The organism is Psychrobium sp. nBUS_13 (genome assembly GCF_051201665.1).
GTDB lineage: Bacteria > Pseudomonadota > Gammaproteobacteria > Enterobacterales > Psychrobiaceae > Psychrobium.
In genome coordinates this window covers 238,706-252,771 of record NZ_CP179210.1, presented here as the reverse complement: position 1 = coordinate 252,771, position 14,066 = coordinate 238,706, and the positions used below count along the sequence as shown (strand labels likewise).

At 41.0% G+C, this 14,066-nt stretch carries 12 protein-coding genes; 6 read left to right on the top strand and 6 right to left on the bottom strand.

From position 1 onward, the window contains the following. Window positions 1–88 precede the first annotated feature (88 nt). Both ACMAZF_RS01175 and ACMAZF_RS01170 read left to right on the top strand, forming a co-directional pair. Complete coding sequence (locus ACMAZF_RS01175; RefSeq protein WP_435275674.1) at window positions 89–892, top strand: hypothetical protein; 804 nt, start codon at window positions 89–91, stop codon at window positions 890–892. A gap of 40 nt (window positions 893–932) precedes the next feature. After that, a complete protein-coding gene (locus tag ACMAZF_RS01170; protein ID WP_435277153.1) occupies window positions 933–1,103 on the top strand; it encodes a helix-turn-helix domain-containing protein in 171 nt (56 codons plus the stop codon). A gap of 46 nt (window positions 1,104–1,149) precedes the next feature. On the opposite strand, the gene ACMAZF_RS01165 is transcribed toward ACMAZF_RS01170, so the two are convergent. Together ACMAZF_RS01165 and ACMAZF_RS01160 are read right to left on the bottom strand one after the other, a co-directional pair. After that, entirely contained in the window at window positions 1,150–2,199 is a 1,050-nt protein-coding gene (locus ACMAZF_RS01165; RefSeq protein WP_435275673.1) for a hypothetical protein, read from the bottom strand. Window positions 2,200–2,214: 15 nt separating this feature from the next. Then, on the bottom strand, window positions 2,215–2,664 hold the full coding sequence (locus tag ACMAZF_RS01160) for a glycine-rich domain-containing protein (protein ID WP_435275672.1): 450 nt from the start codon (window positions 2,662–2,664) through the stop codon (window positions 2,215–2,217). Window positions 2,665–2,834: 170 nt separating this feature from the next. On the opposite strand from ACMAZF_RS01160, the gene ACMAZF_RS01155 reads away from it, so the two are divergent. Beyond that, entirely contained in the window at window positions 2,835–3,617 is a 783-nt protein-coding gene (locus ACMAZF_RS01155) for a MipA/OmpV family protein (RefSeq protein WP_435275671.1), read from the top strand. On the opposite strand, the gene ACMAZF_RS01150 is transcribed toward ACMAZF_RS01155, so the two are convergent. After that, window positions 3,614–4,606, bottom strand: a complete 993-nt coding sequence (locus ACMAZF_RS01150; protein WP_435275670.1) for an AraC family transcriptional regulator ligand-binding domain-containing protein — start codon at window positions 4,604–4,606, stop codon at window positions 3,614–3,616. The two genes, ACMAZF_RS01155 and ACMAZF_RS01150, sit on opposite strands and share 4 nt — an antisense overlap. Window positions 4,607–4,718: 112 nt before the next feature. After that, entirely contained in the window at window positions 4,719–7,238 is a 2,520-nt protein-coding gene (locus ACMAZF_RS01145) for a TonB-dependent receptor plug domain-containing protein (RefSeq protein WP_435277152.1), read from the bottom strand. A gap of 421 nt (window positions 7,239–7,659) precedes the next feature. Here ACMAZF_RS01145 and ACMAZF_RS01140 point away from each other — a divergent pair, with 421 nt between their 5' ends. Then, the gene (locus ACMAZF_RS01140) at window positions 7,660–8,808 is read left to right on the top strand and encodes an acyl-CoA dehydrogenase family protein (RefSeq protein ID WP_435275669.1); all 1,149 of its coding nucleotides are present in this window, start codon (window positions 7,660–7,662) and stop codon (window positions 8,806–8,808) included. 12 nt (window positions 8,809–8,820) lie between these two features. Next, window positions 8,821–9,597 carry a 3-hydroxyacyl-CoA dehydrogenase gene (locus ACMAZF_RS01135; RefSeq protein ID WP_435275668.1) on the top strand — a complete coding sequence of 259 codons (777 nt, stop codon included), beginning with the start codon at window positions 8,821–8,823 and terminating at the stop codon, window positions 9,595–9,597. A gap of 68 nt (window positions 9,598–9,665) precedes the next feature. Here the strand turns inward: ACMAZF_RS01135 and ACMAZF_RS01130 are convergent, their stop codons facing one another. Next, window positions 9,666–12,209, bottom strand: a complete 2,544-nt coding sequence (locus tag ACMAZF_RS01130) for a TonB-dependent receptor plug domain-containing protein (protein WP_435275667.1) — start codon at window positions 12,207–12,209, stop codon at window positions 9,666–9,668. A 249-nt stretch (window positions 12,210–12,458) separates the two neighbouring features. Beyond that, on the bottom strand, window positions 12,459–13,013 hold the full coding sequence (locus ACMAZF_RS01125) for a hypothetical protein (RefSeq protein WP_435275666.1): 555 nt from the start codon (window positions 13,011–13,013) through the stop codon (window positions 12,459–12,461). Between the two features lie 152 nt (window positions 13,014–13,165). Here ACMAZF_RS01125 and oxyR point away from each other — a divergent pair, with 152 nt between their 5' ends. Then, window positions 13,166–14,062 (top strand): DNA-binding transcriptional regulator OxyR, encoded by an 897-nt coding sequence (gene oxyR / locus ACMAZF_RS01120; RefSeq protein WP_435275665.1) that lies wholly within the window; start codon window positions 13,166–13,168, stop codon window positions 14,060–14,062. Window positions 14,063–14,066: the final 4 nt, after the last annotated feature.

Here is a 14,066-nt window from a genome sequence, read left to right as displayed (position 1 = left end):
GCTGCGTTAATCGATTACGCCAAATAACTTAAAACAATTAAAGCGTTTGTTTATAGCAAACCTCATTACATTAAATGAAGCACTAAAAATGCCAAATAACAGTCCACTATATTCACTTAAGTCGCTAGCTATACCAGCGCTTATGATTACAGGACTAAGTGCCTGCGGCGGCGATAGCGATTCATCAGGCGAAGGCTACGTCACGCTGTATAATGCCTCACCTAACGCACCAGCTATATTCTTAACCATTGACGAAGATCTTGACGATGATGGTACCGATTATTTTGAACAAACTTACAATGGTGTCAGTTTTGGTCAAATTGGTGGCGACAAACTCGTTGAAACCAACACTTATACCATGGAGCTTGCATGGCAAAGTGATGACAGCATCGCACGCGATGATCTAACAAAAGTCTATGAAAGCGCACTAACGGTCAGTAGCGACGAAATAAAATTTGTCGTCTTAACTCAGGATATTACAGATCCAAAAATCCTCATATTTGATATTCCAGTGATTGATGATGAGGATGACACCGATGATGATCTATTTAATATGCGTGTATTGAATATTCATCAAACAGTGTCCACGGTTGACGTGTATTTATCAAAATCAGATGAAACATTTAACGAAGCGACTTTAATAAGCCAAGCGGCGTATGGTCAACTTTCTGAAAACGTTAGATATGATCAAGATGATTACATTTTTTACATTACCGCCAATGGCAGTAGTGATGTGTTATATACCTCTGATGAAATCAACTACTCCTTTGCATCACAATACGTAATGGTTGTTCGCGACAACACTGGCGTATGGGCTTCACCATTTATCATCGACCGCATTATACCAATTGCATTAAATATTTGCCCACTTGTACTTGTTAAAATTAACTAAAATGGCGTTGCTCTCAATCCTAATAGCCAGCTATTAGTCAATCGAGCGCCTTGTTTTAGCTGATTTTCTCTACGCACAACAAGATCACTTACTTAATGCAATTAATGATATTAGGAAGAAACTTGGCGAGATTGATGATACAAGCCACATTCAGACAGTCCGTGGCAGTGGTTATATTTTTCTTAGCCAAACGACTGCCGACGTTATCTAGTCTTTATAGCCTTCTGCCAGAAGGCTATATCATCAAAATCTAATCGTTAAGAAGAACAGCTACTGCATGACGAGCAGCTGCTACATGATGAGCCGCTATCAGAAGAATCGAAGTCACTCATATCGCTTAACCAACTACTATCAGATTTTGTATCGTCGATACTCATTGCTGGCTCACTAAATTCTGAACTTGCAACGGCTTCTTCGACAGGAATATTCTCATTAAATAGCGGATCAATCGCGTCGCCATCAACCATTTCTTCAACAACACCAAGTTCACTGCCATCTGGCGATTCAATAGTGACATTTTCAGGATGAATATGATGATTATCCATTAACGACATCCAAATTAGTGGGTAAATCATCGCGTTACTATCTGCGTGACGATAATGACGTCGGCGTACTCGCGAGTTATCATCCCACGCCCTAGCTTTGTGCTCTGGACGAACAATCACATTGCTTGTTTCAACAGGCGCTTCCTTCACTCGTAATTGTGCATTTAGCGCAAAATTAAGACCAGAAACAAACGAATCAAACTGACTTCGATAGCGACGCACCATTTCATCGTACTTATCTTGACTAGAAAAATGCTGATTTAATCGCTCTTTCAATCCATCTTCTGATTCGTCTTCTGCCATCTTAAAAGCGTCAATATACCCATATATTTTGATATTAATTGGTGCTTGATTAGGTGTGTGTATTCGAGAAATATCAATCTCAATAAAATATTCAATATCATCTTTGGGATGAGATAACGTCAATGCCATATGTTTAAATTCTGGTGCGGTAATATGATCTCGCTTCATCGAAATGTTCATCATTCCTTCTGCCAGATCATTGTCTTTATTATCTAAATCTTCGTAATAAACAACATCATCAACTTCAAGTAATTGAAGATTAGTGATGCCTTTGTTAATCATCACTTTATTGAGCTCTTGCATAATAGCGACCGCGGTAAACAACTGCTGCTCTTTAAGCTCGCCATAGTTACCGCTTGTTAATGCATACAAAAACTTCGCAAATATTTTAGTTGGTTTCTTACGCGCCAATTCACTGTCGCGCTGTAAGTGTAAATCAATCTTTGATTCAAAAATCATAGTTACTCCGTTTATTTAAGTGTCACAACTACTGCATTGTCCTGTGATATCTAATACTGCATCAGTTGGCCAAACAGTTAATTCAATCGGCCCAAAGTGTTGCTGTAATGCATACATAGTTTTTTGAAGCTGACGTAAGTTGTCTTGCTCATCTCCGCCCGGGTGGTGATGGATAAAATCGCCATAAAATTGCTGACAAAACAGTGCGTAGCTTTGGGTATGTAAAATCAAACAGTGCCAAACCTCATCAACAATCAAGCTCGGTGTAAATTTTTCACGTGGTTGATCTTGTTCGGCAGTGCCAGCAATAAATAAGAAATTTAAGCATTCGCGCATTAGCAAATCCGTAACAGGCAGTGAATCAAAACGCTCTTGTAAATCCCCAATAAGCTTATCCAGAAGCGAAGGTTCTCGCTCCAACCACCACGTCATTTGCTGTGAAATCACCTGCTCATTGCGCATCATCAATTTGTCATTCTTTTACATTAGCTTCAGATAATGGTACTGAATATAACATTCACTAGTGAATCTTCAACCGTCTGTTAATCATACAAATTGTAAAGAATTGTAATGCTAGTGAACTAAAGGCGGCGTAATATCTCGTACGCTACACACGACACATTTGGATAAATTCAATGAAACTAAGGTACGCCACACTCGCTAGCATTATTGCCACTACGTTTTGCTTTTCGGCGGCAGCTAAGGACACGCAAAGTCCAAACGACAACAATCGTCAGCATATAGAAAAATATGGCTTCATTTACGGCTTAGGAATCGGCGTCAATAATGGCATTTATAAAGACTATGATTTGCCTGTGATTCCGCTGCCAATTATTGGCTATCGCGGCGAAAAATTTAGCGCATTTGGCCCATTTGTCAGTTATCACGCATGGCAAAACGAGTCCTTAAAGTTATCTCTCAAAGCGGCACCGCGTTTTGGCGGGTTCGAACAAGATGATGCTGATTTTTTCAATGGTATGGACGAGCGAAAACTGTCAATAGATGCAGGGTTAGGACTTACCTACCAACAAAACGATTGGAAAGTAGATACATCTATTATGAGAGATATTCTTGGAAAATCAGATGGCTTGGAGATCAAGTCAACTCTTGGCAAGATGATGCGATTTGGGCCTGTATTTATAGAACCAAGCGTCGGGTTGAGTTACGTTGATGCAAATCATGTCGACTATTATTACGGCGTTCGAGCGCATGAAGCCACAAATTCTCGTCATCAATACGACGGCAAGAGTGCCCTTAATAAGACGTTGGGACTGTCAGTGATGACCCCAATATTTTTTAATGGCATTACAACACTAGGCATCGAGAACACATGGTATGACTCAAGCATTAGCGATAGTCCCCTTACCGATGGTGACTCTAGCTTGAGTGTTCGTATCATGTTTTCTAAGTTTTTCTAAGGTAAAAACAGCTGGCGATATTGTGAGGGAGTCAGTTCAGTCCATTGCTTAAACACTCTTGAAAAAGCCCTTGCTTCACTGTAATCGAGCTGGGTTGCAATGGCTTCAATGGTATTTTGTGGGTGACGTAATAAACGCATCGCCTGCTCTTGCCTAAATTCGGTTTTCAATTGAGAAAAACTCGTTTCTAATTCACCAAGTTGGCGTCTTAATGTTGCACTGCTCATACTTAACGCATCAGCAATATAATTAGCATCTGGCAGGTTATTGTGCGTATTGAAATAGCGCTTTATCAGACGATAAACCCGTTGGTCTAAGGCATTATCTGATTCAGGAAAGCGCAACACAATCAAAGGGAATTGATCGATAATTCGATAGATATTGTCTGGCTCTTGCAACACAGGCCAATCCAAAATCTGAGCATCAAAGAAAATTGCATTCTGCGCTTGATTGGTCAGCGTTTCACATCGAAATAACAGCGCAAATTCTGTTTGATAGTCTTCAGGTTCATAGGCAACACTGGCGCCATTGAGCGCAATTGTCTTGTTGGCAAGCCAACAAAGCAACCGATGCACAAACACCATTAAATATTCCTGCAAAAAATGTGCTGGATCATCATGCTGATGAGTTAACGTTAAACTGATTTTCTCATCATCACGTGTCATTTCAAGCTGACATCCAGCGAGCGATAATGCCGTTTGCAAGGTTTCAATAGCTTGCTCAACATTTTTACTCAAGGCAACACTCTTAAGTAGCATCTGATAAAATTTTGGTGTGACTGGCGTTTTAGAAAACCCAAAAAATGCATCTTGGGTGTGTTGGATTAATGAGTTGAGCAATAAGCCCATACAATGATCGGTGATCCGCTGCTTATTCTTAATCGCACTAGGGGCAATACCCGCCATCATCATGAGCGCTTTAGTGTCTACGCCTTTAAAAATTGCAGCACTAATGCATGATTTTATGTAGTAATGTCCAATAGTTGCCATTATTCCCCCAGATTACTGAGCGATATTGTTACATCTAACAGGTTTGTATTCAAATTATTACACGCATAAAAAAGGTCGTCCGCAGACGACCTTAATTCGAGCAATAAGCTAATTAGAATTTATAGGTAGCTCGTGCATATACAAAGCGACCGTCAGCACCATATGCAGAGAAGCCTGAGTATGGGAAGATCTGATTAAAGGTACTTTGACCTACATTGCTCACTGTATCTTGCGGGTACTGATCAAATAGATTGTTCACACCTATCGCAACATTGATTGATTCCGTCAATTGATAACTCGCATCGATATCTGTAATCCATTTTGGTGCTACCACTTCGTGATTATCTGGGTTACTTGACGCATCAACAACCTCACCATAACGTGTAGCACGTAAGTTTACTGCTATACCTTCGTATTTCCACATTGCCGCTAGGTTGTACTTACTCTTTGGCGTTCCAATTTCAAAGCGGGTAATTTCACGTTCTGAAAATACTTGATAGCTGTCACCTAATGCAGATAGCTCAGATGGATTATCTTTAACATGAGTCACTTCAGTGTCATTAAAGTTAAGTGCAGCACTTAAACGCAATGAACCGTAATCGTCAAGATCATAGTCATAAGTTGCGACAATATCGATGCCCTTAGTTGTCGTATCAATAGCGTTGGTAAAGTAACGTGCACGCGTTGTGTTTAGCTCACCTGCTGATTTTAAAATATCGACAACGGCATCACCTGACAAGTTTTCAGATAGCACGATACGATCGTCAATACTGATATGATAAGCATCGACGGTTAGATTAAAATCGTCATATTCGTAAACAAAACCGATAGTTGAGTTCACTGACTCTTCAGCATCTAACGGCTTAGCGCCTAAAGCCACTGCCGCAGGCTCGTCAACTGGGAATAAACCAACTTCATTTGGCACACCGTCAACAAAAACAGTAGCAATAGATTTATAACTAGTTTGTGCTAATGATGGTGCTCTAAATCCTGTGCTAATTGCACCACGGAAAGATAGCTCATCACTCACAGCATAACGACCCGCTATTTTACTGGTGAAAGTAGAGCCAAAATCACTGTAATCTTCAAAGCGACCAGCGTATGAAATATTGAAATCGTCATTCACATCAGTGTCTAACTCAACATAAACGGCATAGTTGTGACGACTATCTTCTACTGCACTCGCTGGCGAGAAACCAGGTAATACTTGTGCGCCACCAGCAGCAACCGGATTACCTTCACCGTCTAACTTAGTAACGTAAGACGCTTCTTCACCGGCTTTAATTTGGTATTTTTCTTGACGATATTCAAAGCCTAAAGCAACAAATACTTCATTATTTAGTCCCCAGTCTTGCATCGTATTAGCAGCAGCGTTTGTAACAATCTGCTCATACACTAAGTTACCATTATCAAACTCTGTCGGACTCGTTGCACCTAATGATGTATTTAACGAATTTTCAACACCAAAGCCAAAGTCATTTTTACCAATGTTGGCGCTTAAATCCCAGTTCCAATCGTTAGTTTCACCTTTGACACCAATGTTAAACGCAGTATCTGTTACATCTGACGCAATGTGTGGCAAGAAGCCATCAGGGTAAATCTCTTGAACATTTCGGCTGTCTTTAGCGCGTCGATAGAAACCAGCGGATAGGCCTTCACGCTCAGAAAAGCTACCAAAAGCATACAATTCAGTTGTTTCCGATAAGTTGTAACCCATATTAAAGAAGATACTTAAGTCTTCTACTTTTGCTTTACCCCATTTATGGTTATAACGATCAAAAGACAATTCACGAGGATCTAATGCACCGTTTTCACTGCCATCATCGATACGTGCGTATTGCTCACGTGGGTCGAAACCAGAACGAATTGACGGGTCACGTTTACGCGATTCAAACGCAAGATTTAGGAAACCAGCTTCACCTAACTCTAATCCCCAATCACCAGCAATGGTAGCAATGCCGCCATCAGTGCGCTCGCGATCACTGCCAGTATCAAACGCAAGGTTACCATCGCTACCAACAGATACATTATTTAGCTGCGGTACACCCGCCATTTGTGTATTGTACTCACCGTAAGTGGCGCTTAGGCTGCCGCCTACTTCATCTTTTAAGATAATATTGATAACGCCAGCAATGGCATCTGAGCCATATTGTGCTGCGGCGCCATCACGCAATACTTCAATCGACTTGATTGCAGATGTTGGAATTGTATTTAAATCAACAGCGGTTGAACCACGGCCAACAGTACCATTTAGGTTAAGTAGCGCCGAGCTATGACGACGCTTACCATTGATAAGAACTAACGTATGATCTGGCGCTAATCCACGCAACACTGCTGGGCGAGCATGATCTGTACCATCAGCAATAGAAGGGTTTGGGTAGTTAAAACTTGGGATCAATGTTGTTAAGACCTGGCTAACTTCCATTTGCCCCGTAGTCACCATATCCTCAATATTAATAATATCCACCGGAACGCTGCTTTCAGAAACAGTACGATCATTTCGGCGCGAACCAGTCACAATGATTTTCTCAACATCCTTGGTAGCTTCTTTTTCAGCAGCTATTGCCGTCGTTGACACAAAAGCGCCTGACGCTGTAAGAATTGATAGTGGTAGTATTTTTCGACTAAACATCGTTGAGATATGAGCTGAAAGTGCAGTTTTATTTGTTCTTTTCATGGTAATTCCTTAAACAATACTTATAAAACTAAGTGTGTGAGTTCCCCGTCCAAAGACGCAGTAGAGTTGCGATCTGTACATATTTTTCGCACCTAGCATTCCACATCATTTAGATTGTGTCATGTCGTAATTGTAACTTTTCGTTTAACGGTGCTTTAAACAATATAAGCATATGATATTCAATTCACTTACCCTTTATTTTTAGAGACTTAAGTCACACTTTTGGGCTGAATTGCCAGATGATTCACCGACTAATTTAAACGTATTTAACTTTAAACTGTGAGCGATAATGTGATCTAGTTGCCAATTGATGTCCTGTTATTTTTGTTTATTTTCTACAACAATAGCTAAAAATTATTATTACAAGGATCTTGCCATGCAATTTGAATTCACCGAAGAAGAGCAAATGATTCGCGAAACCGCTAGTCAGTTCTCAGAAAACCAACTCAAGCCCAATGCCCAAAAACTTGACGAAGGCGATTACGAGTTATATATATCGCAAATCAAAGAGTTAGCTGAACTTGGTTTCATGGGAATGACCGTGCAAGAACAATATGGCGGAATTGGTGGTAGTACGGTTGCTTTTTCATTAGCAGTCACTGAAATTGCTCGTGGTTGTGCTTCTACTGCAACAGCAACGTCTGTAACGAATATGGTTGCTGAAGTAATTCAAGCGGTGGGCAATGAAGAGCAAAAAGCACATTATTTACCTAAATTTTGTACTGGTGAATTCTTAGCAGGAGCCTTTTGTTTAACAGAACCTAGTGCTGGTTCAGATCCTTCTGCAATGCGCACTATTGCCGTTGAAGACGGTGACAACTACATTGTAAACGGCAGTAAAATCTTCATCACCTCAGCTAAATTTGCGGGCGTATTTGTGGTGTGGGCGGTCACAGATCCTAATGCACCTCGCGGCAAAGGTATTAGTTGCTTCCTAATCGACGCAAATACTCCGGGCATGAATATCGCCAAACCAGAAGATAAAATGGGACAACGTGCTTCTTCTACCTGTGAAGTAAGCTTTAATGACTGTGTTATCCCTAAGTCGGCGTTAATGGGCGAACTAAATAAAGGCTTTAAAATTGCAATCGGTGAACTTGCCGGTGGCCGTATTGGTATTGGCTCATTAGCGTTAGGTATTGGCTTAGAAGCCATGGATTATGCAAGTGACTACATCAAAGAGCGTAAGCAATTTGGCCAAGAATTATCGAAATTCCAAGGCTTACAATTTATGGTGAGCGACCGTTATACTGAATTAGAAGCCTCCCGCTTATTGTTACTCCAAGCGGCATATAATAAAGATCAAGGCTTACCATTTGGCACCGCCGCTTCAATGGCAAAACTTTTTGCCTCAGAGAAAGCAAATGATGCTTGTTATACTGCATTACAATGTTTAGGCGGCGCAGGTTATATTAAAGAATACCCAGTAGAACGTTTTGTTCGCGATGTTCGCCTAACAGCTATTTATGAAGGTACGAGTGAAATTCAGCGCGTTATTATCGCTCGTGACAAACTACAAAGTTAATTAGAGATTATTATGGAAACTACCAATAAAATTGCCGTTGTAACTGGCGGTGCCTCAGGCCTAGGCCGTGCAACAGTTGATGAATTAGTGAAAAGCGGCATCAAGGTTGCGATCTTAGACGTTAACGAAAAAGCTGGTGCTGAGGCTGTTAACACGTTGGGCGCCGACAATGCGCTGTTTATTAAAACAGATGTAACGAGTGACACATCAGTGGAAGCTGCTTTCCAGCAGATTATGGCTAAATTTAGTCGCGTCGATATTTGTATTAACTGTGCTGGTATTGCACCCGCTAAGAAAGTGTTAGATCGTGAAGGTCAAGCTCAACCATTAGATGCATTTGCAAAGACAATTAACATTAACCTTATCGGTTCATTCAACGTAGCACGCGTTGCTGCACAGATGATGGCCACCAATGAACCTGCAGGCGACAGTCAAGAGCGCGGTATTATTATTAATACCGCATCAGTGGCGGCTTATGAAGGTCAAATGGGCCAAGCGGCCTATGCGGCGAGTAAAAGTGGAATTGTTGGCATGACATTGCCAATGGCACGTGATTTAGCACGCTCTGGCATTCGTGTTAACACGATTGCACCGGGTATTATGGGCACGCCGTTATTACTGGGCATGCCAGATAACGTTCAAGAGTCACTAGTGGCTAACATCCAATTCCCTAAACGCATGGGTTACCCAAGTGAATTTGGCCAACTGGCCATTCATATGATTGAAAATAGCTACATCAATGGTGAAACAATTCGCCTAGATGCTGCCATTCGTATGCCAGCTAAATAATAAGCGAAATAACACAAAAAAAGCGCCGCTATCATCCGATAGCGGCGCTTTTTATTGTCAGCAATTTACTAGAAGTTGTAAGTTGCTTTCATGTAGTAATAACCACCGTTAATACCGATAGGTGAAGTCGTTGGGTATAGTGAACCTGCAATCTCATTATCGTATGGCGTGATTTCATCAGGCGTCTCGTCAAATAAGTTTGTCGCTCCGACTGTTAGCTTCCAGTTTTCGTCCACGGTGTAAGCAACTTCAGCATCAAATACTACTTCAGAGCCTACGTTAAATGGTAAACCTGAATCTAAATGATCTTCATAGATAGCACCTGCGTAACGCACGCGCGCCAACATTCTCCAATCGCCATTAGTGTGATTAGCCGTTAAGTTGTAACGTAAGGCTGGTAAATTATCTTCTAACATCTTAATACGTTCATCAGAGATATTATCTGATGCTCTATCCACAACAGTTTGTGTCCAGTTATACGCAAATGAGAATTTAGTATCGCCACCAAACATTTCCATATCATAACTTGCTACGATATCAACACCTTGTGTCGTGGTATCAAAATCATTAGTAAAGTATGAGATTTCTGTAAAGCTTGACGCGTCAGTAACACCAGAAGCCACTAAATCAGCACGATCTTGATCGGTTAGTTTAATACCTGAGGTCGTAGAAATACGGTCCGTTACTTCAATGTTGAAGTAATCGATAGTTAAGAAAACGCCACTTTCAAATTCACCCACTAAACCAACACTGTAACTAGTCGACTCTTCAGGTGTTAACGTCGTACCACCCTTTTGAACCGAAATTGGATGCGTTGGTGGCAACGTCGCACGATCAATTAGTGCACCATCAGTACCAAAAGCCGTTGTTACATTACGCACTGTCGTTTGACCAATTGTTGGCGCTTTAAAGCCTGTACTTACTGCGCCACGCAATGCCCAATCTTCTACAAACTCCCAACGTGTAGATAATTTACCTTTAGTGGTGTTACCGAAATCGGAGAAGTCTTCAAAACGAATAGCCGCCCCAACCATAAATTCATCAGTAAAATAAGTTTCCGTATCTAGATATAATGCAACACTGTTTCTGCTAGTTTTACCGGCACTACGTGCAGATAAACCAGGGAAACCATTTGAACCAATACCAAAACCTTGCGCTGCTAATGGTCCAATTTCCCATGACTCTTGATCGCCTGCAATTGATTCATAAGATTCATTGCGATATTCAAAGCCACCCGCGATATTCATTGGCTCATCGTATCCAACATCAACCGCTTTCGAGAAATCAAGATTCAACATATCTTCTTGTTGAATATAGCTACCAGGGCTAAAATCAGTTGGCGTATCAGGGCCTAACGATGGATTAATAGAACCTGTTAACTTGTAATCTACTTCATTACGGCCATGTGAAAAGCTCACATCATAGAAAACTTCATCGCCAAACTCACCTTTGGTACCAAAAACCAATGATGTATCTGTCACTTTACCGCCAAACTTCGGCGTAAAACCACCTGGCAACATTTCATTGAACGAGAAACAGTTTGGATTATTCTGAACGCCATCAATATAGTTTTGCTGAGTTAATACGTTACCGGTTGTAATAGGAATAATAGGACAGCTAATACCATCGTCAGGTGTTAGGTCTCCTACTAGCAAGGTTTTTCCATCATCATTTGAATAAGCGCCACCACGTGTGTGAGGGTTACGATAGTAAAATCCACCTTCTACATCGCGCTTTGCGATGTTACCAAAGAGGTAAGCTTCAGCGTCGTTACCTAAATCTAGGCCTGCATTAACAAAGATTTTTAAATCATCTTTAAATTCTGGCGCGCCCCATACTTGAGCAGGTGATGCGACATGAGTATTACCAGCATCAATAAGGCCTTGGGCATCATCACGCTGCACACTACGACTCGTTGGATCAGATTGCTTCCATTCAAATGAAGTATTTACGAAGCCATTTTCAGTAAGTGGTAAACCTAAGTTACCAGAGATTTGTACGCCATCTCCATCACCTTCATAGAACTCACCATATTTCACTTCAAACATGCCACCTTCGCTGGCATTTTTAAGCGTAAAGTTCATTACCCCTGCTAATGCGTCTGAGCCGTATTGTGCTGCCGCACCATCACGTAATACATCAACTTGTTTAATAGCGGAAGAAGGAATAACCGACAAATCAGGGCCTTGTGCACCATCTGATAAACCACCACCTAAAAAGGTAATAACAGCACTACGATGACGTCGTTTACCGTTTACTAGAATTAACGTATGGTCAGACGCTAAACCACGTAGGTTAGCAGGGCGAACCAACGTCGAACCGTCATTGATTGGCTGGTCATTTACATTAAAAGAAGGAACAACATTTTGGAGCAAGGACACCATATCTGATGGACCTTGGTTAGCAATTTCACCGCCATCAATAATATCAACTGGCACCGCTGAATCAGCAGCAGAGCGTGGTGCAGCACGCGTACCAATTACGGAGATTTTTTCTGCATTTTTTACTGCATCTTTTTTGCTCTTATCATCCTCAGCAGCCATTAGTGGCGCAGACGTAATCGCTGTAGACACGAAAAGTGCGATTGCACTTCGTTGGTAGTTATTTGACATACGTAGTTCCTTGTTTTTTCTCAAATGAGAAATAAAAATTAGTTAAGACATATACTTGCCTTTGTTAACACCATGCTACGCAACATTCACTCAACATGTAAATGAACATTTCGTTACATCTTAGATGAAATCAGTAAAATCGGTCTAAAATGCAATAAAAATCTATTGTTTTTCTTTAAGTAGCTAATGCCTCCTATACCTTTTACGTTAAATAAATGTTAAATTCAACAGTAACAGGATAATCAGGCCTTAAATAACAACATCCCAATAAATCTCTGAACCTGTTTTTTGAGATAGTTTTTGATTAAATTCTTTAAAACGTTCTATTGCAATATCCTCACCAGTCAGCCATCGCCACGTATGGCGATAGCAATTAGCGTTCAATAAATGGTATTCGTAATAATTAAAAATATCTTGGCTTGCAAGCTCCTGTATTAGACTAAAGACTAATGGGCGACCTAATCGATCACAGGCTGCAAATATATACTGGCCACTGCGTTCGTCTAAAAACCGTTTTTTAGAAATAGCTCGAATTAAACCACTACCATGAAGCTCAACAATGGTGTTGTCATCGATAACGACACCGGTATGAATAAACGCGTCAAATACCTCACAGCATACGATTGTGCCAGGTACCATTGACACATTCTTGGGGCTTGGCAATAGTTCTGAAGGCTCACGTCCTGTTTCAAGCTTAAGCGAATTATCTCTATCGTTGTCTAACTGGCATAAATAGGATTTATGGTTATCATGAGCTAGAACAGCACCAACAACTGCCCCAGCAAGTAAAACAGGTAACGGCATAATCGTCTCCATTGATTGCTTATAATTCAACCTAGCTATTTTTAACCAAAAGCCCAAGTTTTCTCCTGTTACAAATTGTGTTTCGCCATTCAAACCATTTGGTTTACCATAGGAATGACAAATAAAAATACAAATTTCGATTGTGGATGACAATGATTAAATTAAGAGATTTAGAATATTTAGATGCGATCGAACAACATCGCCATTTTGGTAAGGCCGCAGCAGCATGTTTTGTGAGTCAACCGACGCTGAGTGGTCAGTTAATGAAGCTGGAAGAGCAACTCGGACTCCAACTTGTAGAGCGTCATCGCCATAATGTTATGTTAACGCCAGCCGGTGAAAAGCTCGTGGTGGACGCTAGAAAAGTGTTAAACGCCGCGCAAGATTTTGAGCGTCAGGCAAAAAATTTACTCGATCCTTTTGCTGGTGATATTCATATGGGACTAATACCGACATTAGCCCCTTACTTATTGCCACATGTCATGGCGCCACTCACCAAAGAATTGCCAAACATTCAATTTCTGCTTCATGAAAATCAGACAAAGGTTTTGTTACAAAAACTCGATGAAGGCAAACTAGATGTTTTAGTTTTACCTTACCTTGAAGAGATGAATAAATTTGAATGTTACGATCTCTTTGATGAGCCACTGGTACTTGCCACACCAGAAAACCATCCTCTCAATAATGAAACCTATTTATCTTTACACCATTTACATGAGCACAATATTCTGACCTTAGAAGATGGCCATTGCTTAAAGGATCAGGCGATGGGTTATTGTTTTTCTGCGGGCGCAAAAGAAGATGCCAGTTTCCAAGCCACCAGCTTAGAAACGCTTAGACACATGGTTGCCAATCGGGCTGGCATAACGCTATTGCCAGCATTAGCAACAATGGGCGTTAGCACCTCCAACAACATTGCATACTTACCATTTTCAGAGCCTCAACCGACACGGAAAATTTCGCTAGTCATTCGACCGAATTACTCGCGTATGCAATGCGTTAGAAAAATTGTTGCCACTATTCGCCATGCAGTAAAAGGCATTGTGTAAGTGG